Here is a 22483-nt window from a genome sequence, read left to right on the forward strand (position 1 = left end):
GGTCGTCTGTATCCCTGCCCTCAGGCGGCATCACGTGCCGTTCCGAGCCAGGGGTCGAGGCCGTCCGCTCGGCCGCTCCAGGAGTCGAGCCCTCGCGCGAGCTCGACATCGGTCAGCAGCACGGCCTCGAAGGCATCGATCACCCGACGCGGGTCCCCCCCGAGGCCGGTCACGACCAGGTGGGTGTCGGGACGCGACTCCCACGGGCCGATCCGGCCGACCGAGACATGGCCGCCGGCGCCGTCCCAGGCACAGGCCACGCTGGGGCGGGTGGCTACCCAGAAATGCCCCTTGGAACGCACTGCATCACCGCCCAGGGCTTCGGCGTGTTCCATCAGCCGATCCGGGTGAATGGGGCGCCAGGTGGCCAGGTCCACCGTCCACACATCCTCGGCCGGGCCGGCACCGGTGGAGGCCACCGCCATGAGGTCTCCCCGATCCAGGCTGGGCCGGGCCAGCAGCAGACGCTCGGCCGGCGGGGAGTACCAGGGCATGGCCGCCTCAGGGCCGGTCAGGTGCGCCAGGATCGCGGCCACATCGGCCGGGGTCTCCTCGGGGTGGGTGGAGGTGAGCACCACGTCCGCGGTCTCGAGCTGGGAGACGAGCACCTCGGCCACCATGCGCTCGTCCTCGACCGCGACCGCCAGGCCACGCTCGGCCAGCAGGTCCTGGCAGGTGAGATCGGCCCGTAGGGAGGCGATGTCGGCCACTGCAGCTACACCGGCAGCCACCACGCCACGGGCTTGAGCCATCGCGTGAAGCACCGGCACCGACTCCAGAGCAACCGGAAGCGACAAGATGATGGCCGTGGGGCGTGACATGGCGAGTTCCTCGAGCGCGGGAACGATGTCCTCCCGCACCGCACACGAAGCGCACGCGTGCTCCAGGTGTTTCGTGGTGTCCTGCAGCACCCCACTGGGGTCGTGCACGCGACGGCGGAGCTCTCCACTGCGTGCGTCGAGATCGTGCTGCAGTGCCACAGCTCCGGGAAGGTCGCAGAGTAGCGAACTGGTGGCCGCTCCCCGCAGCACCGGATCCAGGGACGTCAGCGTGATGACGGGAACCGCGGTCATCGACCGCCCCCGGCACGCTTGCCATAGCGGCGCTGGAAACGCTCGACGCGGCCCTCGCTATCCATGACGCGGGCCTTGCCGGTCCAGAAGGGGTGACTGGCCGAGGAGATGTCGACGTCGTAGACCGGGTAGGTTTCGCCGTCCTCCCACTCGATGGTCTTCACCGGCTTCATGGTGGACCGGGTCAGGAACGTGGCTCCTGAGGCCGAGTCGCGGAACACAACCGGTCCGTACTCCGGATGGATGTCCGGTTTCACGAGAACCTCCTGGTAGGCTTATCAATAACGGTTCTCAATATCATATCAGGAGGTCCGGCCGTGTCCGCACACTGCCAAGTGACGGGGAAGTCGCCGAGCTTCGGCAAGACTGTCTCGCACTCCCACCGGCGCACCTCGCGTCGGTTCAACCCGAACATCCAGACCAAGCGCTACTTCGCGCCGTCCCTCGGACGCACCATCACCCTTCGGGTCTCCACCAAGGGGATGAAGGTCATCGACAAGCGGGGTATCGACGCCGTAGTCGCCGAGATGCTGGCCCGAGGGGAGCGCCTCTGATGGCCAAGAAGACCGATCTACGCCCAGTGATCAAGCTGCGCTCCACAGCGGGCACCGGCTTCACGTATGTGACCACCAAGAACAGGCGGAACAATCCCGATCGCATGCGCCTGAGCAAGTACGACCCCGTGGCGCGCCGCCACGTGGAATTCCGCGAAGAACGCTGAGAGGCACGCAGAGATGGCCAAGAAGTCCAAGATCGCCAAAGACGCGCAGCGCCGTGAGGTCGTGGCGCGTTACGCCGAGCGCCGAGCCGAACTCAAGCGGACCTCGGTCAACCCGCACGTCAGTGACGAGGAGCGTGAGGCCGCCATGGCAGCCCTGCATGCGCTCCCGCGAAACGCCAGCCCGGTTCGGCTCCGCAACCGTGATGTCGCCGACGGCCGCCCTCGCGGGCACCTGCGCACCTTTGGGCTCTCCCGCGTGCGATTCCGTGAGATGGCATTGCGCGGGGAACTGCCCGGCATTCGTAAGTCGAGCTGGTGAGAGGTCTGCCATGAAGGTTCGTAACTCGCTGAAGTCCCTGAAGGAACAGCCCGGCGCGCAGGTGGTGCGCCGCCGTGGCCGCGCCTATGTGATCAACAAGAAAAACCCGAGGTTCAAGGGCCGGCAGAAGGGCTGAGACCGTGAGCAACCGGGAGATGGCGCAGGAACTCCATGATCTCTTCGTGCCGGAGTCGGCCTGGGATCGCTTGCGGCCCGCAGTCGTCGAGTCCTTCGGAGGACTTGCATCCACCGCGCGCCTTCTCGATCTCGGAGCCGGCACCGGTCTGAGCATGCGGTTGCTGGCCGAGTGCAGTGAGGCGCGCATTATTGCTGTCGAACCCGCAGCGGGGGCACGCACAGCCTTGCTGGCGCGCGTCGCCGACGACCCAGCCCTCACCGGGCGCGTCAGCGTGCTCGCCGGCGCGGCGCCGGAAGTCCTGGAGGAGATCTCGGATCCATTGGACGGCGTGCTGTGCGCGCACGTGATCGGCCACCTGGACAGCGGGCAACGTCGAGCCACGCTCGCCTCTCTCGCTCGGCTCCTGACGCCCAGGGCCCCCATCGTCATCACCGCCCCTCAACACCCGCGCCAGCCCGAGGCTGAGGTGGTCGAGGAGCACCGCGAGATCGGCGAACTGACCTACACCGTGCGGTATCACCTCACCGGCGCCAAAGCGGGTATCGAGGCTGACGAAGTGCGCGACGGCGAACGCCTGTTGCGCGCGGCGGAGGGAGAGAACAACTGGGCCACAGTCACTCAGGACGAACTCCACCGCGACGCAGCCGAGGCCGGGCTACGCCTGGAACCTTCCTCCCCATCGGTGGCGATCCTGCGCGCAGCCTGATGCCGGCCACCGTCATCAGGCAGGACCCATGGCTATGACGACACCGCGCCCCCAGGTGCCGGTCATCGTCCTTGCCGGTTACCTGGGCGCCGGGAAGACCACCCTGCTCAATCACGTACTGCGCCAGCCCGGCGCGCGCGTGGGCGTGGTGATCAACGACTTCGGTGACATCAACGTCGACGCCGCATGGGTGAGCGGGCAGATCGACGAGCCAGCTGCCATCTCCGGCGGTTGCCTCTGCTGCATCTCCGACACCAACGAACTCGACACCGCACTGGAACGTCTGGCCGCCCCTCGGCTGAGGCTCGACGCGATCATCGTCGAAGCCAGCGGCTTGGCTGATCCGGCCACGCTGGCGCGAATGGTCCGCTTCTCCGGGGCGGAAGGCACTCGGCTGGGAGGCGTGGCCGAGGTGGTGGACGCCGTGCACCACGCACACACGGCCCCCTCCGGTCACGACGCCGCCACGCGCTGGGGTGCAGCCTCCCTCGTGGTGGTCAACAAGCTGGACCTGCTGTCTCCAGGTGACCGCGCGGCGTACGTCGGGGCCATTGCCGACACGGTGCATGCGCGGAACCCACGCGCGCTCGTGGTGGGCACCAGCGCCGGCAGCATCGACCCAGCATTGCTGTATGGGGTAAGTGAGGCTGCGGACGACCCGGCACAACTTCCCCTGCGCGAACTCCTGCTCGAGGAGGCCCGGCCGCACCCTCACGTCCACGCCGATGCCGTGTCGGTCCGTGCGCCGGCGGGGGCCGATCCCGGCCGGGTGATCGATCTGCTGGAACGCCCACCGGCGGGGGTCTACCGCATGAAAGGCACCGTGGTGGTCCGCTCCGGGACACGGTGGCGCAGCTACGCGGTCAACCTCGTGGGCTCCAGCATCCACGTGGCGAGCGCCCCCAGGGCCGAGCGGAGTGAACTCGCGGCGATCGGATTACACCTGGACGTTGACACAGTGCGTCACCGCCTCGACCACGCCGTGGCTCCGGGAGCCGGAGCACCGCCTGCAGTAGGTCTTCGGCGCCTGCAGCGCTACCGCCGCCTCAGCCGCTGAGGCCCCGACCGTCCTGAGGCCCGGACCGTCTTGGGGCCCGACGGCGTGTTGAGATCAATGCTCGCGGCGCGTAGCGCACTGGCCACATCTGCCGTACCCCTCCAGGAGGTGGCGTTGCAGGGTGAAGCCGCGCTCGCCCGCCACTCGGCTGAGCCACCCTTCATCGGGGGCCTCAACCTCCTCCACGCGCCCACAGTCTTCACAGACAAGGTGATGGTGATGTTCGGGACCCCGGCATGCCCGGAAGACCTGCGACTGCCCCAGTGGTACCGCGTCCACCTCACCCAGCTCCGCCAGGGCGTTCAGATGCCGGTAGACCGTCGCCAGTCCGACGTGGTCACCTGCGGCCTCAAGCCGTCGGTGCAGGTCCTGGGCTGAAATGAAACCGTCCACCTCGTTGAGCACTCGCAGGATGACAGTCTTCTGAAAGGTCTGGCGCCGCCCGGTCTGACTCACGGCACCACCTCCCTGAGCATCGCAGAGCTGCCGTACTCCCGGCCGCGACCGCGCAGCTCTCGGCGTTGATGTGCTGGCACAGCGACCAGTTTAGATGATATTGATTCTCATCACTAGGCTTCCGGCCGACACTGAATGACAAGGTCTCTCAATTAGTATTAACATATTGCAATCTTCTAATACCCATGGTGGAGTGGACCATGCACGAGGACAACGGATTGGCCGAAGCGGCGCAGCTGTTCAAGGTGCTCGGGAATGTCTCGAGACTGCAGCTGCTGCGCCTCATCGGCGAGTCTCCACAGACGGTCAGCGGTCTGGTGGCCGCGACAGGCATGTCGCAACCACTGGTGTCCCAGCACCTGCGGACCCTGCGCCAGGCAGGGCTCGCTGCGGCGGCTCGCGACGGTAAGGCGGTGAGGTACAGCCTGGCCGACGATCACGTCGCGCATGTGGTCTCCGACGCCCTCGAGCACGTGAACGAGACCATCGGGCCGCACACCAGTCCTGACCTGCACTGAGGAGTAGCCATGAGCACCACCCACCCCGAAGCCGAGCACACCACGACCGAGCACGCCCACGGCGAGAACTGCGGGCACGAGGCCGTGCCCCACGAGGACCACGTGGACTACCTCCACGACGGCCACAAGCACGCACCGCACGGGGACCACTACGACGAGCACTGAGCTCCACGCGGGCCGCGGCGCCGGCATCAGGCCGCGAGCCGCGCATGCAGTGGATCTCTCTGAGCAGGTACCGGGCAATCCGGCTGAAGCCGTGCCGCCCGGTGCCTGCGCCCGTCAGTCTCTACTGATCGTGCTCACGAGGTAGTTCACCGGAAGACGGAGACTTCCGTTCTCCCGTTCTCCACTCGCTGAGATCGCGGCAAGCAACTGCTCACGGGCCGTGGCCCAGGCCTCGCCAAGCTGCGACCTCGCCACGATGATCGGAGCGCTGTGCTCCTCCATGAGGGCGATGAGGTCCTCGGCCGAGGGCACCACCATCGTGAAGGCGCGCTCCTGCACCGCCACGCCTACCTCCCCCAGACACTCCCGCACAGTCGCACGGATCGACCCGGGCGTCTCATGCCAGGGCGCAGGCGCCTCCGGGAAATAGCCGGCCAGTGCCTGACGGATCGACCCGAAGGCGCCATCGGCAGACCAACTGGTCATCACCAGCTCCGCTCCCGGGCGCAGCAACCGCCACGCTTGCGGGAGGGCGCGTGCCGGGTCGGCGAAGATCAGTCCCACGGTCGAGGTGACCAGGTCGGCCGAAGCCGGTTCTAGCGGCAGGTCCTCCACATCGGCCTGCACCCAGGTCACGGCAACGCGCGCTGCCTGAGCGCGCCGCTCCGCCTCCTGGAGCAGCGCCGGCGTGATGTCGACGCCGGTCACACGCGCTCCCGCGCGCGCCGCGGCGATGGCGGTCACACCGGTGCCGGTCGCCAGGTCGACGACGTCCTGGCCGGCTGGGTCAAGCGCCTCGATCAGATCCTGGCCTTGCTGCGCCCAGAGATCGCCGATCACGGCATAGTCGCCGAGCGACCAGAAATCCGCCGCGCTCATGCCGTCACGGTCTCAGCGCTCTGCCCCGAGAGCCTGCCCAGTGGCCCGCCGTCCTCTCGGGATTCACCGGCCGCCTCGTTCCGCTTCACATCTCGCTGAGCGAGGTAGCGACCGAGCAGTCCGTGCTTGGGCGCCAGCAGGTAGGTCAGCACGAACACAGCCGTGGCCAGCAGCACGATGGTCCCGCCGGTGGGAATGTCGATGGCCCATGAGAGATAGAGCCCGAAGAAGGCACTCGCCCCCCCGATCAGTGGTGCGAGCAGCATCATCACCGCCAACTTGTCCGTCAGAAGGCGCGCGGTGGCCGGCGGGACCACGAGCAGCGCGATGACCAGGATGTTGCCGATCACCTGGACTGCCACCACCACGGCCACCGCCACCATCGAGTACAGCACCAGATCCAGGGCGAGGATGGGCAGCCCGGCCGAGCGCGCCATCTCGCGATCGAGACTGACGGCAACCAGTTCCTTGTGGAGGAGGAAGGCCACCAGCAGCATCAAGGTCCCCATCCCGGCCACCACGTAGACGTCGGAGTCGGGGATCCCTGTGATGGAACCGAAGAGGAAGTTCTGCAAGGAGCCGGAGTACCCCGGGGCCGCGGAGATCACGACGATGCCCAGGGCAAAGGCCGCGACGAAGAAGATGCCGATCACGGAATCCTCCTTCAGCCGCCGGTTCTGTGAGAAGACCGCCACCCCGGCCGCAGTGAGCACGCCGGCGACCATGCCACCGAGCACCAGCGAACCCTGGAGCACGAAGGCGATGGCGAGTCCGGGGAAGACCGAGTGGGCAACGGCATGCCCGACGAAGACCATGCCCCGCAACACCACGTGACAGCCGATGACCCCGCAGACGATCGCGGACATCATCGCCACGATCAGCGCTTTGGGCAGGAAGGACAGCAGCGGATTGCTCAGATCCTGCAAGAACTCGGCGAAGCTCAGCATCAGTTCACCCCCAGGGCACTGAGCAGGGGCGAACCGTCACGGAAACCGAAGGTCTCGATCCACACCTGCGGATCGCGTAACTGCTGCGGGCTGCCCTCGGCCACCACCGTCCGGTTGACGAGGTAGAGGCGGTCAAAAGTGTGCATCGCTCCGGCCAGGTCGTGTGTGGTCATCAGCAATGCCTGCCCCTCCGCGCTCAGCTCGGTGAACAAATCCGTCAGCATCTCCTGAGTGGGGATGTCCAGCCCGGTGTAGGGCTCATCGAGGAGCAGGAGCCTCGGGCGCAAGGCGAGGGCCCGTGCGACGAGTACGCGTTGACGCTGCCCGCCGGAGAGCTGGCCGACTGGCCGCTCTTTCAGGTCACTCATGCCCGCACGCTCGAGCGCTTCAGAGACCGCACGGTAGTCCTCGACCTTCGGCCGGCGCAGCCAGCCCATCCGGCCCACGCGGCCCGAGAGCACGACGTCGTGCACGGAGATCGGGAACTCCCACGCGAACTCGTGCCGCTGGGGCACATAGCCCGCGGCACGGCGAGCGGCCTTGGTGGCATTGCCGGCCATGGTGATCTCGCCTTCGCGAACCGGCACGAGGCCGAGTACGGATCGGATGAGAGTGGTCTTCCCAGCTCCGTTGGGTCCGATGAGCCCGACGAGTTCACCCCCGGAGACCTCCAGGCTCACGTCCCGCAGCACAGGGCGGCCACCAAGGTCCACGGCCAACCCGCGAACGCTGAGTTCAGCGGCGTCAGGCACATGCGGCGCCGCGAGCGCGGCCGCGCTCGCTACTGTGGCAGTCTCACTCATCACCGGCCTCCTTCGCCGCAGCGGCCTTGGCGGCACGTGCGCGCAGCACGCTGAGCACGATCAGGGTCACGAGCACCACGGCACCGGCACCGATACTGAGCGCCAGCCATGGAAGCCCCTCGGCCTCCGCCGCAGCACCCTCGTCGCCTGCTTCATCGGTGCCCTCGCCGTCTGGGCTGGCGTCCACATCACCGGAGTGCTCCGCGTCGCCGTCATCGCCTGGGGAGTCGTTCTCCTGGCTCGGCGTGCCCTCTTCGCCCTGCCCGGCGTCGTCACCATCGACGTCGGCCGCCTCGGTGAAACCTGCGCCGAAAACCTCGTGGGGCTCGGTCTGCCCGCCCACCGCGAAGCGCAGAGTGTCGCGCGAGGACCCGACCTCACCATCGCGCAACTCTCCGAAAAGCTCCACATCAAGGAGGTAGACCCCCGGTTCGGTGAAGATCCAATTGCCATGCACGTGGGTGTTGGTATCGGCCCAAATGTCCTGCGGCTCCGGATCGGAGGATGTCCAGAGCAGCTGGGGTGGGTCGAAGTTCCCGCTCTGGAGGAAGAGCGTGAACTGCCCCGGGCCCTGAACACGGTGCAAGCGCAGGGTCATACCGCGAGAGAGCTGCTCGACGACGTCCGGATCCTGGGTGTTCCACCCGAGCCAAGGCACGTCATAGTTCTCGGTCTGCGGGATGACGTAGAGATCCGATCCTGCCTCGGCGTCGATGAAGGCGAAGTCCTCCTCGGTCGGCGCCGGCAGGATGCTGTCCTCTGGCAAGTGGAAGACCATATCCTCCAGCGACCGCCACACCGGCGGAGCCAAGGTGTCGTCGCGGGCCAGCAGCAGCCACTCGCCGTCCAGGATGCGTGGCCCGATGTCCACGTGACCGTGATCGATGACCACGCGTTCATCGCCGATCTCTTCGTCACGGTCAATCGTCTGGTCCAGGGGATCCTCCTGGTCAGCCTGAGCTGGCAGTGCGGCAGGCAGGAGGGCCACGGTCGCGGCGCCCAGGGCACCGAGTCGAAGGTGTCGAAGCACGGGTTCCTCAGTTCTCGCTTGTGTGGGGAAGTCGGGTATCAGGAGAGGCACTCGTGCAAGATGGCGGCGTTGAAGCGCATCATCTCGACATACGTGGTGACCTCATCATCAAAGGCATCGCCATAAATGGGGCACACCTCGACTCCGAGATCCTGAGCCGTCTCCGTCAGCGTGTCCGAGCGGGCGATGAGATTCGGTTCCAGGAAGACCGCAGGTATCTCCAGATTCCTGATGGTCTCCACCAGACGCCGTCGTTCCTGCATGCTCGGCTCTGTCGCGGGATTCGGGGTCACGAAACCGGCGATCTCGAGGTCGTAAGCCGCGCCGAGATAGCCGAAGGCATCATGGGTGGTCACCAGGTAGCGCCGCGAGGCGGGAATGTCCTCGATGGTCTCGGCCATATAGGCGTCGAGTCTCTCGAGCTCGAGCAGATAGCCCCTCGCGTTCTCCCGGTAGTCAGGCGCGCCCTCGGGGTCGATCTCGATCAACGTGTCCCGGATGATCTCGACATAGGCTTGGGCATTGCCCACGTCGTGCCAGAGGTGCGGGTCGATCTCTCCGTGGACGTGCGCTCCGAGGACAGCCTGAGGCAGCTGGTAGATCTGGTCTCCCGCTCGTCCGAGGAAGCGGAAACCCGGGTCTGGCGGGATCTCGTGCAGCGCCCGGTTGGGCACCTCGATCACGACCTCATCCGCCGCGTAGATCCGCTGGGTGTGGTCACCACCTCCGTGTGGGTCGGCGTAGAGGTAGATCTGGCCAGCATCGATATCGACCGCAACATCGGCGTGTCCGTGCGCGAGCACGTCCGAGCCTTCGTGGCCGGCGACCTCATGCGGGTTCGTGCCCACGGCGAAGGTGAAGGTCGTCTCGTCGGCCAGATCGATGCTCGTGTCCTCATCCACCACCAGCTCGGCAGACATGGTGAGCTCATAGATCCCGGGCTCGGTGAAGGCCCAGCTCATATGGGTGTGCGCGTCAGGAGGGAGCCGGGTGGTGTCCTCATCGGTCAGCCCGTCCGCCGTGGAGAAGTAGAAGGCGGGGTTCCCGAAGGTCTCGGTGAGGTAGGAGACGAGCTCACCCGGCCCGTCGATGCCGGTAGCACGCAGGTTCACGTGCGAGGCTCGGCTGGCGCCGTACTCCTCCCCTGTGCCGCGGACGCGCAGTCCCAGCCAGACGGTGTCCAGGGAGACGTTCTCCACCAGGGGGATGATCTCTGCGGCGTAGCGCACCGCTGCTTCGGCCAGGGAGACGTTCGGTACTCCCTCGCGAACGTTGGCGTCGATCATCCGGATGATCGAGTGATCCTCGAGCAGCATGTAGTTCGAGAAGGCCGCATCGGCGTAGACGATGGACCGCACATCTTGGAGCGTCGGCTCGTAGGAGTGCGGGTCAGCACCATCCGGGACGAGCTGGCTCACGTCCATCCGCTCACCTGCCACATTGCGAGCAAGGTCGGCCAGGATTCCCGTGGTGGTCACCACTGAGGGCCGGGTCTCCTCCTCCACGGCGACGCCGGGGTGCGCGCATGCGGCCAGGAGCACGCCACAGGCGGTGGCGGCGACCCGGCCGACCCGACCCCGGCCCCGGCCCCGGCCCCGGCCAGCGTCATCACGATCGACGTCTGACCGGGGCGAGACCACAGCGGGCTGCACGGGATCAGGCACGGAGCCGCCGGGAGACGACCACGGCGGTGGCTCCCGCGAGCACAGCCAGGAAGCCGGCCAGGCCCACGCTGAGCGAGTTGTCGCTCAGGCCGGTGTTCGGCAGGCGGCACGGCTGGCCATCGGCAGTCCGTCCCCAGCCCGAGGGCAGGCTCTGGGCCGCCGGCTGATCTGCCTGCTCGGCCGTCTCCTCCTCCGACTCCTCGTCCGTGTCCTCCGCGCCGTCCTCGGCTTCCTCGCCAGTGCGGGCGAGTGCGGAGGAGACACTGAGGGACTGTCCACCCGCGGTGGAGATCTGGGCGCTGGTCTCAGCGCTGATCTGCGCCGCCGAGGAGGGGTCGTTCTGACCCACCGAGAAACGCAGGGTTCCCGTGGCGGACTCGCCGGCAGCCGCCACCGTGAAGGCCATGGCGTAGTCGCCGGGCTCGGTGAAGACCCAGTTGCCGTGCTGATGGGTATTGGCGGGGATGGTGTAACTCCGAGGACCGCCCACGATGTCAACGACGCGTTCACCCAGAAGCGAGCCGAAGTTGCCATTCATGAAGACGGCGACCTCACCGGGGCCGGTCACCGAGTCCAGGGTGAGCTGGACGCCGCCGGAGCCAGGTCCGTTCACGATGGTCTCGTGCTGGGTGTTCCACCCCAGCCACGGCACGCCAGCCTCCTGGATCTGCTGGATCATCCAGATGTCCTGCCCGGGCGGGGCGATGAAGGACAACTCCTCCGGGACGGTGTCGGCCGCGCGCCGCGAGTTCTCATCCAGGACGAAGACCACGGTGTCCGGGTCACGCCAGACGGGCGGGGCCGTGCGGTCGTCCTTCACCTGAAGCTCGAAGGCGCCACCCTCGACGATGGGTCCGAAGTCGAAATGCCCCTCGTTGCCGTAGACCACCTGGCCAGCGGGGGCAGGGCCGCCGGCACCGTTGCCACCGGCACCATCGGTGTCACCGGACGCACCCGCACCGTCGCCGCCGGATCCTGACGGCCCGCCGGCTCCCTGATCAACCGCCAGGCACTGTGGCGGTGCACCTCCACCCGGACCACCGGCACCCGGGCCGCCTGCTCCAGGACCGTTGGAACCATCGCCGGAACCGCTTCCGTTCGATCCGTCACCGGGGGTGTGATCACCATCGGGGTCCGGCGTGGGCTCCGGGGTCGGCTCAGGCGTCGGCTCTGGGCTCGGCCTGGCCTCCAGCACCTCGAGCGCGGCCCAACCCACGAGCTCGTTGTTCGCGTCCACCACGCTCACCCGGTGAGCGCCGGGCTCGGTGCCGGCCGGGATGGTCGCCACGAAGCTGCCTTCGCCGTCGGCCAGGACCCAGTCGGTGAGGTGCACAACCTCGGAATGCAGGAAGGCGGCACCGTAGGAGTTCCGCAGCGACGGCGCGGTGACGGTCACCTGGTCACCGGCGTGGACGCGCGCGGGGGCCACGCTGACGTCGCCGGCGTTGGCCTCGGTGAGATCGTCGGTGCTGGGGGGCCTTGGTTCCCCGGAGGGACGCTGAACGCAGTCCTGCCAGTTCTCGGGCAGATCATCGCCCACGGTGAAGGCGTACCGTCCCGTGTTCGTGACGAACTCGGCTCCGGTCTCGGAGTCGGTGAGGGTGGCATTCACCGTGAGGTAGTAGACGCCGGGTTCGGTGAAGGCCCAGTCGGCATGGGTGTGCGCCAGATAGGACTGGTGGATGGTGCCCGGCAACTCGTAGCTGCGGTCATCGAGCAGGGAGGCCACGCCACCGAAACCTGAGCTCGTCCACAGGACGATCTCGCCGGGGCCGTCCACGGTGTGAATGTGGATGTCCACGGTGTCGTAGCTGGTGCTCCGCAGCGGCTGGCTCTCCCACCCGGGCCAGAGCAGGTTGTGGTTCTGCGTCAGCGGAAGGTGGTAGGCCTCCTCGTGGTGGAGCACCTCCGGTACCGCGGACACCGCCGGGAACTCGGTCAGTGACTCCTCCTTGGCGTGCAGCTCCACGACCTCGGGCGCCCGGACCGCGTACGGCGAGACGGTGTCGTCCTTCAGGGCGAGGAAGGGCACACCCTCGTCGTCCACCGTGAAGTAGAAGGCGTCCACGTGCCCCTGGTCGATACGCACCTCGTCCCAGCAGATCCCGGGCTCGAGGGGCGGGTCCTCCGGCGGTGGCGCGCTGCCTTCGCGCACCTCGATGGTCACCGGCTCCGCAGCGACCAGCGTCTCACCGTCGAGCCGGTACTCGGCACGGATCTGCTGCCCATCGACCTCGGCCACGCCGCGGTAGGTCTCGTCCGTGACATCGGCCGATGTCCACGACTCACCCTCGTCCTCGGAGACCTCCCAGCGGTAGACAGCGCCCTCGACCAGCTCATCGGCCACAGCAGTCAGCGTGACGTCATCACCCGGCTCGTAGGGGTTGGAGAGCCCTTCGATCAACAGCTCGGTGGGCAAGACGGGGTCGGGATCGGGCTGGACCACCTCAATGGTGACGGGATCCGAGGTCACGACGTCCTGGCCGTCGACGATCACGGTGGCCCGGATCAGCTGCCCGTCGACCTCAGCAGTTCCCGCGAAGACGGGGCCGCTCTGACCGTCGACAGCCGTCCAGGTGGCGCCGTCAGCGGAGGTCTCCCAGCGGTAGGTCGCCCCGTCCACCAGCACATCCGGCTTGGCCTCGAGGGTGAGGCTGGCTCCTGCGGCATAGGGGTTGTCGAGACCATCGAGGATCAGCTGCGTCGGCAGCTCGGGCTCGGGGATCTCGCTCTCGGTCACCGTGATGGTCACCGGTTCCGAGGCGATCTCTCCGTCGTCGCCGTAGCTGGCCACGGCGCGCAGCTGATGGGTGCCGACGGCAAGTTCCGCGGCGAAGACCTCCGAGACCTGACCATCGACGGCCTGCCACTCGCCGTCGACGCCCACCTGCCAGGACCACGACGGGTCGACCGCGTCCCGCGAAGGAACGCGGACGGCGTCACGGTCGAGCGCCGCGAACAGCTCCACGAGGTCGTCGGCCTCATAGTCGGTCTCGCCGCCCACCGAGAGACTCCCCGGCAGGCGCAGGAACTCACCGACGGTGAAGAGGTACTCGCTGGTGTTCGTGGTCGCGGTCTGCCCGGTCTGCGGGCTGTGTGCCTCGGCCTCCACGGTCAGCCAGTAGTCCCCGGGCTCGGTGAAGGCCCAGTGCGCGTGGACATGGGCGAGGTAGGACTGGTGGATGGTTCCCGGGAAGGAGACACGGCCGTCGTTGAGCAGGGGGACAACCTGCGAACCCCAGCTGTCCTGGGTCCACAGGAAGACCTCGCCGGGCCCCTCGACGTCGGTGACATGGATGTCCGTGGTCCGGAAATCCGTGGCATGCAGTGGCTGGCTCTCCCAGCCCGGCCAGAGCAGTTGAGCGTTCTGCGTCAGCGGGAGGTGATACACCTCCCGCTCGTGCAGCTCCGCGGGGAAGTTCGGGGGTTGTGGGATGGCGAGCCGAGCCTGCTCCCTGACGTGCAGCTCCACGTCCTCCGGGGCGCGCGTGGCGTGAGGCTGGACCGTGTCGTCCTTGAGTGCCAGCCGGACACCGCCGTCGCCGTCAGGAATCAGGTAGAAGGCATCGACGTGGCCCTCCTCGATGACGACGTCACGGTCGTAGGAGCGCTCAGGGCCTTCTCCGGTCGGAGCCGGCAGGGCGCCGGGCTCGTCGGCAAGAGCGCCGGAGCCCAGCACGACCGGACTCAGCAGCCCGGCGATCAGGGCCAGCCGGGCGGTCAGTGCCGCCATGGTGCGGCCGCGCGGATGTGACCGCGCAGAGATGGAGGGGGGCATGAAGTTCTCAACAATCCAGCGCGAGGCGCGTTCACAGGAGGGATAGGACTCACGGCGAGAGTAGTAATGAGATTCATTCTCGTCAATGCCCGCTCGTCGATGGCCGGGCGGTGATTGATCCCACCACCAGGGCCCTGTCGTGCCATTGAGGCCACCTGCACCCCTCGGGTACTCTGGAGCGGTTGCCCAAAAGCTCCATGCGCACTCGCATGCACTGGCGGGCCCGACCATCAGCACATCGGCGCCACCCCAGGCGCACAAGGATCAGGAGAAGACCGTGGCTGCCACCTGCGACGTCTGCGGCAAGAAGCCGAGCTTCGGCAAGAGCGTCTCGCACTCTCACGTGCGCACCTCGCGTCGCTGGAACCCGAACATTCAGCGCGTGCGCGCTCTGGTGAACGGAGCCGCCAAGCGCGTCAACGTCTGCACCGGGTGCCTGAAGTCTGAGAAGGTCGTCCGCGCGACACGCTGACGCCACCGCACGACAGGAAGCCGCTACCCCACCGGGTGGCGGCTTTCGTCGTCTCCGGCCCCGCAGGCCCGGACAGGCATCTCACCATCTGACACATCGGTGCCCGGCCGGACGGGCGTTTCTCGTGTGGTGGCAGGCTCTCGGCACTGCACACCGCAACCGACGTCACGAGAGGCCCACCATGACCACCGAACAGCCGCCCGGTACGCCGGGCACCGCGCAGACCACCGACCCAGGCTCAGGCACCCTGAGTGCGACCCGGACGAATGGCCTCAAGCTCGGCATCGCCTTCGTCGCCGTCGCTGTGATCGCCGCGACCGGCGGCGCCCTGGTCGCCGGAGCCTCGGGCACCGACGACGGCGGCGAGCCGTCCGCGCAGGGCGCCCGGGGCGACGTCACCGCCGAGATCGCCACCGCCTCGCTCGCCGAGGGCGAGCACCGTGGTTTCGACGAGGTCCACCAGGACGCCGGTGAGTCCCTGGAGAACGTGCTGGTCTCGACCGACTGGATCGCCGAACGTGTCGACGAAGGCCTGGCCGAGAACGACATCGTCCTGATCGACATCTCCGAGCAACTGGCCTCCTCTGAGCTGACTCCCTACGTCGACGGCCACATTCCCGGTGCGCAACAGGTCGACTGGGGCACCGACATCGTGCGGGCGAACCAGCGCGAGTTCATCACCACCGAGGAGTTCACCGATCTCGCCCAGTCCCTGGGGATCAGCGAGGACACCACGGTGGTGCTCTACGGAGACAACAACAACTGGTTCGCTGCCTATGGCGCCTGGCTCTTCAAGCTCTACGGCGTACCCGACGTGCGGCTGCTGGACGGTGGACTGTTCAAGTGGGAGCAGGTCGACGGACGCGAACTCGTCCAGGATGTCCCTCAGCCCGATCGCGGCACCTTCGAAGCCAGTCCGCAGAACTTCGACATCCGCGCCTTCCAGAACGAGGTCCTCGACGTCGTCGTGGACGAGCAGGACGTCAACCTGGTCGACATCCGTTTCCCCGACGAGTACAACGGCGAGGTCGGGGTCAACATCGAGATCTTCGACGGCGAGGGGGCTGCCGTGTGGGGCCACATTCCCGGTGCCGTGAACGTGCCGTGGGGTGAGATCGTGGCCGAGGACGGCACGTTCAAGGACGCGGAGGAGATCCGCGCCATCTACGAAGAGGCCGGCGTCGACTTCGACAACCCGATCATCACCTACTGCCGCATCGGCGAGCGCGCCTCCCATACGTGGTTCGCGCTCAGCCAGATCCTCGAGGCCGAGGTTCAGGTCTATGACGGCTCGTGGTCCGAGTGGGGCAACACTGTGGGGGTTCCGGTGCAGAACAACACCGGCGAGCGCGGCGGGCTCTGGGGCTGACCTTGGCAGCCTCCCCCGCCACCGAGGTCCACCCGCGCACGCCCCGCGCGCGCGGGTGGACCCGCGGTGACACCATCCGCACCACCCTGGCGATCACGCTCGCCGTGGCCCTGATCGCTGCGGCCTTCTGGTTGGAGGCCACCCGCGGCGAGGGCGTGGGCGGTTCGGCCGCCTCCTTCTCGCTGCTGGCCGGCACAGGCCTGGGCATTCTCTTCGAGCGCGGCCGGTTCTGCTTCTTCTGCATCTTCCGCGATGCCTTCGAGAAGCGGAACACCCGCGGCGTCTACGCGATCCTGGTGGCCATCGCCACGGGCACGCTGGGTTATGCGCTGATCTTCTCCATCCGGCTACCGGACCCGGCCGCGGGCTCCCTGCCCTCACAGGCCCACATCGGTCCGGTCTCGCCGGTGCTGGTCATCGCCGGGCTGGTCTTCGGGCTCGGCATCGTCATCTCCGGAGGCTGCATCGCCGGGCATCTCTACCGCCTCGGTGAAGGGAGCCTGCGGGCGCTGCCGGCGCTGGCCGGCGCGATCCTCGGCTTCGGTCTGGGCTTCCTCACCTGGAACCCGCTGTTCCGGCTCTTCCTCGAGGGGGCGCCGGCGCCATGGCTGCCGGCCGGCGGCGGCTACGGCATCGCCGTGGCCTTCCAGCTGGCCGTGCTGGCCGGCCTCGGCGTCTGGCTGCTGCGCTGGAATCCCGCAGATCAGCAGGACGCACGCCCGCCCCGCCGAGTCGACGGCGCCGAGATCACCCGGGTGCTCTTCGAGCGGCGCTGGCCGGCGCTGCTGACCGGTGCTGGCGTGGGGATCATCGGGGTGGCGGCCTTCCTGCGTGATCAGCCGCTGGGAGTGACCTCGCAGCTCTCCGGACTGACCCGGACTGGCATGGACTCCGCACATCTGCTCCCCCACACGCTTCACGGCCTCGACCAGCGGCTCGCCGGCTGCGTGGCCCTGGTGGTCGAGACCATCACCACCAATGGCTGGCTGATCCTCGGCATTGTGCTCGGTTCCCTGGCCGCTGCCCTTCCGGGCCGGCGCTTCTCTGTCGAGCGCCTGACCGCGCGGGGCGCCGGGTCCGCGCTGGCCGGTGGGGTGCTGCTCGGCTGGGGCGCGGTGCTGGCGCTGGGCTGCACGGTCGGGGTCTTCCTCTCCGGCACCCAGGCGATGGCGCTGTCGGGATGGGTCTTCGCCGCGGCCGTGGTGGTCGCCCTCTGGGCTGGGTTCCGCCTGCGACTGCACCGTTGGGGTTCGTGAGCAGGCAGTGACCGGGCCGGTGCGCCACGATCTGAGATCGACCGGGGGGAATCGGGCAGCCCGATATCGTGTTGGGCCACAGTGATGGCTCCCGCCGTCCAGATCCGGACTCCGCCACTCGCCAGAAAGCAGCATCCGTTGACGCGAACTTCCCTCCGGCTCGGCACTCTTGCCGCGGCCGCAGCCCTGGTCCTGACCGCTTGCGGCGAGTCGGCCGAGCCTCCTGCAGAGACGTCGCCCACCGAGGGCAACGACGACGCCACCACGGAGGAACTCAGCCCTGAGATCATCATCGGCTCCACCAACGAGCCCTCCACCCTGGAGCGGAACCGTGGGGGCACCTCGGGTGTGCGCCAGACCATGACCCGCAATGTCTATGAGTCACTCGGTGGCATCGACGTGGACGGCGAGATCTATCCGGCACTGGCCGAGGACTGGTCCATCTCCGAGGACGGGCTGACCTACACCTTCGATCTGCGTGAGGACGTCACCTTCCACGACGGCACCCCTTTCACCTCCGCGGACGTCGTCTGGTCGCTCTCCGAGATCATCGCCGAGGAGTCCGGTTCCGCGCGCCGCGGTGACCTGCTCGTCATGGAGGAGATCACCGCGGTCGACGAGCACACGGTCGAGATCCAGCTCTCCGAGCCCTCCCGCTCGCTGATCTTCAACATCGCCTCTGAGACCATCGTCAAGGACGGCGACCTCGAACTCACGGCTGACAACGGCACCGGCCCCTACCGCTTCGTCGAGTGGGTCCAGGGCAGCTTCCTCACCCTCGAGCGGTACGACGATTACTGGGGTGAGCCCGCGCTGAACGAGGGGGTGACCTTCGAGTTCTTCACTGACACCACCGCCTTGAACAACGCGCTGGCCACCGGTCGGCTCGACCTGGTCATCGCCCAGGACTCCCCCGATCAGCTCGCGCAGTTCGAAGACAACCCGGACTTCGTGGTCACCGAAGGCACCTCCACCACCAAGCAGCTCTGGGCGTTCAACAACAGCATCGAGCCCTTCGGCGACACCCGGGTACGCCAGGCGCTCTACCGCGCGATCGACCGCGAAGCCATTCTCGACGCCGTCTGGGCCGGCCGGGGCCAGCTGATCGGCTCCATGGTCCCGCCGGCTGATCCCTGGTACGTGGACCTGGCCGGGGTGCACGCCTACGACCCGGACTCCGCGCGCGAACTCCTCGAGGAGGCCGGTGTGGAGAACCTGAGCATCACCGTGGACTACATCGCCGGAGACGTCACCGAGATCGTGGCCCAGCAGCTCCAGTCCGACCTCGCCGCCATTGACGTCACGCTGAACCTCAACCCGATCGACTCTGCGGTCTGGTACGAGCGGATCTACACCAACCACGACTTCGAGACGACCATTCAGAGCCACGTCAACCCCCGCGACGTGCTCTGGTATGCCAACCCGGACTTCTACTGGGGCTACGACTCCGCGGACTTCCAGGAACTCGTCGCCCGCGCTGAGGCAGCGAGCAGCGACGACGAGCAGGTGGATCTGCTCCGCGCGGCCAACGAACTGCTCGCCGAGGACGCTGCCTCCGCGTGGCTCTACCTGGTGCCGCAGATCCGCGTCGCCGCCGCCGGAGTGAGTGGTTTCTCCGAGAATCAGGCCACCGAGGCCTTCTACGTCGCCGAGATCGTCAAGGAGTCCTGAGCCCTCCATGCTCCGGTACGCCTCCCAGCGCTTGGTGGTGCTGTTGGTCTCGCTCGTGCTGGCCAGCGTGCTGATCTTCGTGATCCTGCGTTGGCTGCCGGGCGACTCCGCCGGCGGAACCCTGGGTGTGGGCGCCACCTCTGATCAGTTGGAGGAGTTGCGGCGTCAACTCGGGACCGACCGCCCCGCCGCCGAGCAGTACAGTGAGTGGATCGGTGGCCTCGTCCGCGGTGACGCCGGTGACTCCTTTCTCTCGCGCGCTCCGGTGGCGGAGCTCATCGCCGCTCGTCTCCCGGTCACGCTTCCACTGAGTCTGGCTGCGTTCGCACTCTCTGTGCTGATCAGCCTGCCGATCGGAGTGCTCGCCGCCGTGCGCCGCCGCAAGCCCTCGGGGGCGCTGATCTCCATCGCCTCTCAGCTGGGGGTCGCCGTACCGATCTTCTGGGTGGGCGTCATCCTCATCGCCATCTTCGCCCTCAACCTCGGGTGGCTGCCGCCTGGCGGTTTCCCCCGCCAGGGCTGGCAGGCCCCCGGCGAGGCCATTCGCGCGCTGATCCTTCCGGCGCTGACCATCGCCATCGCCATGTCGGCGGTGATGATCCGGTACATCCGTTCGGCCACCCTCGACGTGCTCGACCAGGACTACATCCGTACGGCCCGTGCCCTGGGCTACTCACGCTGGCAGGCGTTGGCCCGCCACGGCCTGCGCAATGCCGCGGTGCCGGTGGTGGCGATCCTCGGCATCGAGCTGGCCACCTCCATGCTCGGGGCCGTCGTCGTCGAAGCCGTGTTCGATCTCCCGGGAGTGGGATCGCTGCTGTTGTCCTCGGTGGTGGGGCGCGACCTCGCCGTCGTCCAGACCCTCGTGCTGGCCATTACCGCCACCGTTCTGGTCATCAACCTCGGCGTCGACCTCGCCCAGCGGGTCATCGATCCGCGCCTACGCACCACGGTGGTGACCCGATGACGGAGCTCACCCCCGCGCCCGCTTCCCCACCCGCTCAGGAGACGTCCGGGGCTCGGCCTGCCACGCGCCGGCGTCGCGTGAGCCCGTCTCTGGCGCTTTCCCTGCTCCTGCTCGGAGCAGTTTTGATCACGGCCGCTCTCTCGCTGGTGTGGACGCCCTACGGCTTGACTGAAGCAGCCGGGCCGAGGCTCTCGGGGCCCTCCGGGGACACCTGGGCCGGCACGGACCGCCTCGGGCGCGACCTGGCCACCCAACTCATGCTCGGCGCGCGCTCGGCCCTCATCGTCGCGGTGGCCACGATGGCCCTGGCGGGAGCGCTCGGCGTCACGCTCGGTATCGCGGCGGCCACCGCCCAGCGCTGGCTGGACGTCACGGTACAGACCGTGGTCGATCTCCTCATCGCCTTCCCCACCCTGCTCCTGGCCATGCTGGTGGTCACGGTGCGAGGCGCCTCGTTGAGCTCGGCGATCATCGCCATCGGCATCGCCGGATCGGCCATCATCGCCCGGGTCTCGCGGATCAACGCCGCCCGGGTGCTGCGGGAGGACTTCATCACGGCCGCCCGGGCGGCCGGAGTGAGCCTGATGGGAGTGATCATCCGCCATGTGCTGCCGAACATCGCTCCCCTGCTGGCTGTGCAGCTCATGCTGCTGGGAGGCGGCGCGGTCCTCGCCGAGGCGGCGCTGTCCTACCTGGGCCTGGGCACACCTCCTCCCACGGCCTCGTGGGGGCGGATGCTGCGTGAAGCGCAGTCCACCATGGCGGTCCAGCCATCGAGCGCCATCTTCCCGGGGGCAGCGATCGCCGTCATGGTGCTGGGCCTGAACCTTCTCGCCGACGGTCTGCGCGAACGATTCGACCCGAGCCTGGCAGGGAACCGATGAGCCTGCTGGAGGTCCGCGACCTCACGGTCACCACCGCTGACCAGCGGCGGCTGCTGAACGGGGTGAGCTGGGAGGTCGATGCCGGCGAGCGCCTCGGTGTCATCGGCGAATCCGGTTCGGGGAAGTCCTTGACCGCGCTGGCCATCCTGGGTCTCCTGCCCGAGGGCCTCCGTGCCACCGGGCGGGTACGGCTCGGCGAGCGCGAGTTGCTCGGCGCCCCGGACCGCGCCCTGCGGAGTGTGCGCGGTGCCCGGATCGCCATGGTCTTCCAAGAGCCCCTCACCGCCTTGGATCCGCTGATGCGCGTCGGCCACCAGCTCGCGGGACCACTGCGGCTGCACCGTGGCCTCAGCCGGAGCGCGGCGCGAAGCCAGGCGCGCGACCTGCTCACCATGGCGGGCCTGGACGAGACCGAGCGCGTGCTCAGGTCCTTCCCCTGGCAGCTCTCCGGGGGGCAACGTCAGCGCGTCGGAATCGCCCTGGCGCTGGCCTGCGAGCCCGAGGTCCTCCTCGCCGATGAGCCGACCACTGCCCTGGATGTCACCGTCCAAGCGAAGATCCTGGAACTGCTGCACGACCTCGTCGAGCAGACCAACACCGCCCTGGTCTTCATCAGTCACGATCTGCCCGTGGTCGCCCGGCTCACCGAGCAGCTCGTGGTGATGCGAGGCGGGCAGGTGCTCGAACACACCACCGTGTCCCGCGCCATGGACTCGCCGGGGCACGCCTACACCGCAGAGCTGATTGACTCCGCACGGGCGGTCACCGATCTCGGTGCGGCAGCGCCACAGGCATGGCAGGGAGAGCCCGATGCATGAGCCCGATGCGAGGCCAGCGATCCTCAGTGCCCACAGCCTCACCCGGCGCTACGGCACCGGCCCGCGAGCGACCATGGCCCTCGACGGCGTCTCGCTGGCCATACCTGAGGGTGGTTCGGTCGGCATCGTCGGTGAGTCCGGTGCGGGCAAGTCCACGCTCTTGCGCATGCTCCTTGGCCTGGAGACACCGGATTCGGGTGAGGTCAGGCTGCGCGACCAACTCGTGACCCGCCGCAACCGCGCACTCATGCGCTCCTTGCGCCGCGAGGTGCAGGTGGTGTTCCAGGACCCGCGGTCCTCGCTGGATCCGCGGATGACGGTCGGCAGCTCCATCGCCGAGCCCTTGCGCGCCCAGCGGCTTCCGGGCCCCCATCGCGCGCGAGTGGCTGAGCTGCTGAGCGCCGTCGGTCTGGAACCCGGCATGGCCGCTCGTCATCCCGCAGAGTTCTCCGGCGGCCAGCGTCAACGCATCGCCATTGCCCGTGCCCTGGCGCCGCGCCCCTCGGTCTTGATCGCTGACGAGCCGGTGTCCGCACTCGATGTCACGGTCAGGCGCGGCATCCTCGCGCTCCTGCGCCAGCTTCGGTCCGAGACGGGTATGGCGCTGGTGATGGTCAGTCACGACATGGCGGTGGTGGGCCAGCTCTGCGATGACGTGGTGGTCATGCGCGGCGGACACGTGATCGAGGCCGGCCCCACCGCAGAGCTCTTCACGAATCCTCGCCAGACCTACACCCGTGAACTGCTGGCCGCGGTCCCACAGCTTCCGCAGGCCCGAGGGTAGTCCTGGA

General features: G+C 68.0%; 25 protein-coding genes. 16 read left to right on the plus strand and 9 right to left on the minus strand.

Annotation, left to right across the window (positions count from 1 at the left end; all coding sequences use genetic code 11):
* Positions 1 to 20: 20 nt before the first annotated feature.
* Positions 21 to 1073, minus strand: a complete 1053-nt coding sequence (locus tag EDD31_RS01320; protein WP_123302574.1) for a GTP-binding protein — start codon at positions 1071 to 1073, stop codon at positions 21 to 23.
* Positions 1070 to 1330 (minus strand): type B 50S ribosomal protein L31, encoded by a 261-nt coding sequence (locus EDD31_RS01325; RefSeq protein WP_123302575.1) that lies wholly within the window; start codon positions 1328 to 1330, stop codon positions 1070 to 1072. Before EDD31_RS01325 ends, EDD31_RS01320 begins: the two co-directional genes overlap by 4 nt.
* Before the next feature lie 60 nt (positions 1331 to 1390).
* Between EDD31_RS01325 and rpmB (EDD31_RS01330) the strand changes: the two genes are divergently transcribed.
* Genes rpmB (EDD31_RS01330) through EDD31_RS01355 form a run of 6 tightly spaced genes read left to right on the plus strand, consistent with a single transcriptional unit; the run spans position 1391 to position 4015 of the window.
* Complete coding sequence (gene rpmB / locus EDD31_RS01330; RefSeq protein ID WP_123302576.1) at positions 1391 to 1627, plus strand: 50S ribosomal protein L28; 237 nt, start codon at positions 1391 to 1393, stop codon at positions 1625 to 1627.
* Entirely contained in the window at positions 1627 to 1794 is a 168-nt protein-coding gene (gene rpmG / locus EDD31_RS01335) for a 50S ribosomal protein L33 (RefSeq protein WP_123302577.1), read from the plus strand. Before rpmB (EDD31_RS01330) ends, rpmG begins: the two co-directional genes overlap by 1 nt.
* Positions 1795 to 1807: 13 nt before the next feature.
* Entirely contained in the window at positions 1808 to 2113 is a 306-nt protein-coding gene (gene rpsN, locus EDD31_RS01340; protein ID WP_123302578.1) for a 30S ribosomal protein S14, read from the plus strand.
* A gap of 10 nt (positions 2114 to 2123) precedes the next feature.
* Positions 2124 to 2249: a type B 50S ribosomal protein L36 gene (gene ykgO, locus EDD31_RS01345; RefSeq protein ID WP_123302579.1), complete on the plus strand. Its 126-nt coding sequence runs from the start codon at positions 2124 to 2126 to the stop codon at positions 2247 to 2249.
* 4 nt (positions 2250 to 2253) lie between these two features.
* Positions 2254 to 2958, plus strand: coding sequence for a class I SAM-dependent methyltransferase (locus EDD31_RS01350; RefSeq protein ID WP_148058830.1), 705 nt, complete (start codon positions 2254 to 2256; stop codon positions 2956 to 2958).
* 34 nt (positions 2959 to 2992) lie between these two features.
* Complete coding sequence (locus EDD31_RS01355; protein WP_123302581.1) at positions 2993 to 4015, plus strand: CobW family GTP-binding protein; 1023 nt, start codon at positions 2993 to 2995, stop codon at positions 4013 to 4015.
* A 54-nt stretch (positions 4016 to 4069) separates the two neighbouring features.
* Here EDD31_RS01355 and EDD31_RS15110 read toward each other — a convergent pair whose 3' ends face one another.
* Positions 4070 to 4471, minus strand: coding sequence for a Fur family transcriptional regulator (locus EDD31_RS15110; RefSeq protein ID WP_123302582.1), 402 nt, complete (start codon positions 4469 to 4471; stop codon positions 4070 to 4072).
* Positions 4472 to 4671: 200 nt separating this feature from the next.
* Between EDD31_RS15110 and EDD31_RS01365 the strand changes: the two genes are divergently transcribed.
* Together EDD31_RS01365 and EDD31_RS01370 are read left to right on the plus strand one after the other, a co-directional pair.
* Positions 4672 to 4989, plus strand: a complete 318-nt coding sequence (locus EDD31_RS01365) for an ArsR/SmtB family transcription factor (protein ID WP_123302583.1) — start codon at positions 4672 to 4674, stop codon at positions 4987 to 4989.
* Positions 4990 to 4998: 9 nt separating this feature from the next.
* Positions 4999 to 5154, plus strand: a complete 156-nt coding sequence (locus tag EDD31_RS01370) for a zinc transporter permease (protein ID WP_123302584.1) — start codon at positions 4999 to 5001, stop codon at positions 5152 to 5154.
* 114 nt (positions 5155 to 5268) lie between these two features.
* Here the strand turns inward: EDD31_RS01370 and EDD31_RS01375 are convergent, their stop codons facing one another.
* The 6 genes from EDD31_RS01375 to EDD31_RS01400 form a co-directional block, all read right to left on the minus strand.
* Complete coding sequence (locus EDD31_RS01375; RefSeq protein ID WP_123302585.1) at positions 5269 to 6033, minus strand: class I SAM-dependent methyltransferase; 765 nt, start codon at positions 6031 to 6033, stop codon at positions 5269 to 5271.
* Positions 6030 to 6977: an anchored repeat-type ABC transporter permease subunit gene (locus EDD31_RS01380; RefSeq protein ID WP_123304961.1), complete on the minus strand. Its 948-nt coding sequence runs from the start codon at positions 6975 to 6977 to the stop codon at positions 6030 to 6032. The genes EDD31_RS01375 and EDD31_RS01380 overlap by 4 nt, the downstream gene beginning before the upstream one ends.
* A 2-nt stretch (positions 6978 to 6979) precedes the next feature.
* Positions 6980 to 7783: an anchored repeat-type ABC transporter ATP-binding subunit gene (locus EDD31_RS01385; RefSeq protein WP_123302586.1), complete on the minus strand. Its 804-nt coding sequence runs from the start codon at positions 7781 to 7783 to the stop codon at positions 6980 to 6982.
* On the minus strand, positions 7776 to 8813 hold the full coding sequence (locus EDD31_RS01390; RefSeq protein ID WP_123302587.1) for a choice-of-anchor M domain-containing protein: 1038 nt from the start codon (positions 8811 to 8813) through the stop codon (positions 7776 to 7778). Before EDD31_RS01390 ends, EDD31_RS01385 begins: the two co-directional genes overlap by 8 nt.
* A 38-nt stretch (positions 8814 to 8851) precedes the next feature.
* The gene (locus EDD31_RS01395; protein WP_123304962.1) at positions 8852 to 10354 is read right to left on the minus strand and encodes an anchored repeat ABC transporter, substrate-binding protein; all 1503 of its coding nucleotides are present in this window, start codon (positions 10352 to 10354) and stop codon (positions 8852 to 8854) included.
* 115 nt (positions 10355 to 10469) lie between these two features.
* Positions 10470 to 14255: a TIGR03773 family transporter-associated surface protein gene (locus tag EDD31_RS01400; protein ID WP_170163143.1), complete on the minus strand. Its 3786-nt coding sequence runs from the start codon at positions 14253 to 14255 to the stop codon at positions 10470 to 10472.
* Positions 14256 to 14532: 277 nt separating this feature from the next.
* Between EDD31_RS01400 and rpmB (EDD31_RS01405) the strand changes: the two genes are divergently transcribed.
* From rpmB (EDD31_RS01405) to EDD31_RS01440, 8 genes are all read left to right on the plus strand, one after another.
* Entirely contained in the window at positions 14533 to 14727 is a 195-nt protein-coding gene (gene rpmB, locus EDD31_RS01405) for a 50S ribosomal protein L28 (protein ID WP_123302589.1), read from the plus strand.
* A 181-nt stretch (positions 14728 to 14908) separates the two neighbouring features.
* Positions 14909 to 16096: a sulfurtransferase gene (locus EDD31_RS01410; protein ID WP_211336024.1), complete on the plus strand. Its 1188-nt coding sequence runs from the start codon at positions 14909 to 14911 to the stop codon at positions 16094 to 16096.
* 2 nt (positions 16097 to 16098) lie between these two features.
* Positions 16099 to 17352, plus strand: a complete 1254-nt coding sequence (locus tag EDD31_RS01415) for a YeeE/YedE family protein (protein WP_123302590.1) — start codon at positions 16099 to 16101, stop codon at positions 17350 to 17352.
* A gap of 138 nt (positions 17353 to 17490) precedes the next feature.
* Complete coding sequence (locus EDD31_RS01420; RefSeq protein WP_245990724.1) at positions 17491 to 19023, plus strand: ABC transporter substrate-binding protein; 1533 nt, start codon at positions 17491 to 17493, stop codon at positions 19021 to 19023.
* Between the two features lie 7 nt (positions 19024 to 19030).
* Positions 19031 to 19990: an ABC transporter permease gene (locus EDD31_RS01425; protein ID WP_123302592.1), complete on the plus strand. Its 960-nt coding sequence runs from the start codon at positions 19031 to 19033 to the stop codon at positions 19988 to 19990.
* Positions 19987 to 20874 carry an ABC transporter permease gene (locus EDD31_RS01430; RefSeq protein ID WP_123302593.1) on the plus strand — a complete coding sequence of 296 codons (888 nt, stop codon included), beginning with the start codon at positions 19987 to 19989 and terminating at the stop codon, positions 20872 to 20874. Before EDD31_RS01425 ends, EDD31_RS01430 begins: the two co-directional genes overlap by 4 nt.
* A complete protein-coding gene (locus tag EDD31_RS01435) occupies positions 20871 to 21692 on the plus strand; it encodes an ATP-binding cassette domain-containing protein (RefSeq protein WP_123302594.1) in 822 nt (273 codons plus the stop codon). Before EDD31_RS01430 ends, EDD31_RS01435 begins: the two co-directional genes overlap by 4 nt.
* Positions 21685 to 22476 carry an ABC transporter ATP-binding protein gene (locus EDD31_RS01440; RefSeq protein ID WP_123302595.1) on the plus strand — a complete coding sequence of 264 codons (792 nt, stop codon included), beginning with the start codon at positions 21685 to 21687 and terminating at the stop codon, positions 22474 to 22476. The genes EDD31_RS01435 and EDD31_RS01440 overlap by 8 nt, the downstream gene beginning before the upstream one ends.
* The last annotated feature ends 7 nt before the right edge of the window (positions 22477 to 22483 follow it).

Origin of the sequence: Bogoriella caseilytica, assembly GCF_003752405.1 — a bacterium.
In the GTDB taxonomy this organism is placed as follows: Bacteria; Actinomycetota; Actinomycetes; order Actinomycetales; family Actinomycetaceae; genus Allobogoriella; species Allobogoriella caseilytica.

Bases quoted from the DNA above. Each gene is read 5' to 3' on its own strand.
- EDD31_RS01320 (WP_123302574.1), bottom strand. From the start codon at position 1,073: ATGACCGCGGTTCCCGTCATCACGCTGACGTCCCTGGATCCGGTGCTG.
- rpmG (WP_123302577.1), top strand. From the start codon at position 1,627: ATGGCCAAGAAGACCGATCTACGCCCAGTGATCAAGCTGCGCTCCACA.
- rpsN (WP_123302578.1), top strand. From the start codon at position 1,808: ATGGCCAAGAAGTCCAAGATCGCCAAAGACGCGCAGCGCCGTGAGGTC.
- ykgO (WP_123302579.1), top strand. From the start codon at position 2,124: ATGAAGGTTCGTAACTCGCTGAAGTCCCTGAAGGAACAGCCCGGCGCG.
- EDD31_RS01355 (WP_123302581.1), top strand. From the start codon at position 2,993: ATGACGACACCGCGCCCCCAGGTGCCGGTCATCGTCCTTGCCGGTTAC.
- EDD31_RS01365 (WP_123302583.1), top strand. From the start codon at position 4,672: ATGCACGAGGACAACGGATTGGCCGAAGCGGCGCAGCTGTTCAAGGTG.
- EDD31_RS01370 (WP_123302584.1), top strand. From the start codon at position 4,999: ATGAGCACCACCCACCCCGAAGCCGAGCACACCACGACCGAGCACGCC.
- EDD31_RS01375 (WP_123302585.1), bottom strand. From the start codon at position 6,033: ATGAGCGCGGCGGATTTCTGGTCGCTCGGCGACTATGCCGTGATCGGC.
- EDD31_RS01385 (WP_123302586.1), bottom strand. From the start codon at position 7,783: ATGAGTGAGACTGCCACAGTAGCGAGCGCGGCCGCGCTCGCGGCGCCG.
- EDD31_RS01400 (WP_170163143.1), bottom strand. From the start codon at position 14,255: ATGCCCCCCTCCATCTCTGCGCGGTCACATCCGCGCGGCCGCACCATG.
- EDD31_RS01410 (WP_211336024.1), top strand. From the start codon at position 14,909: ATGACCACCGAACAGCCGCCCGGTACGCCGGGCACCGCGCAGACCACC.
- EDD31_RS01425 (WP_123302592.1), top strand. From the start codon at position 19,031: ATGCTCCGGTACGCCTCCCAGCGCTTGGTGGTGCTGTTGGTCTCGCTC.
- EDD31_RS01430 (WP_123302593.1), top strand. From the start codon at position 19,987: ATGACGGAGCTCACCCCCGCGCCCGCTTCCCCACCCGCTCAGGAGACG.
- EDD31_RS01435 (WP_123302594.1), top strand. From the start codon at position 20,871: ATGAGCCTGCTGGAGGTCCGCGACCTCACGGTCACCACCGCTGACCAG.
- EDD31_RS01440 (WP_123302595.1), top strand. From the start codon at position 21,685: ATGCATGAGCCCGATGCGAGGCCAGCGATCCTCAGTGCCCACAGCCTC.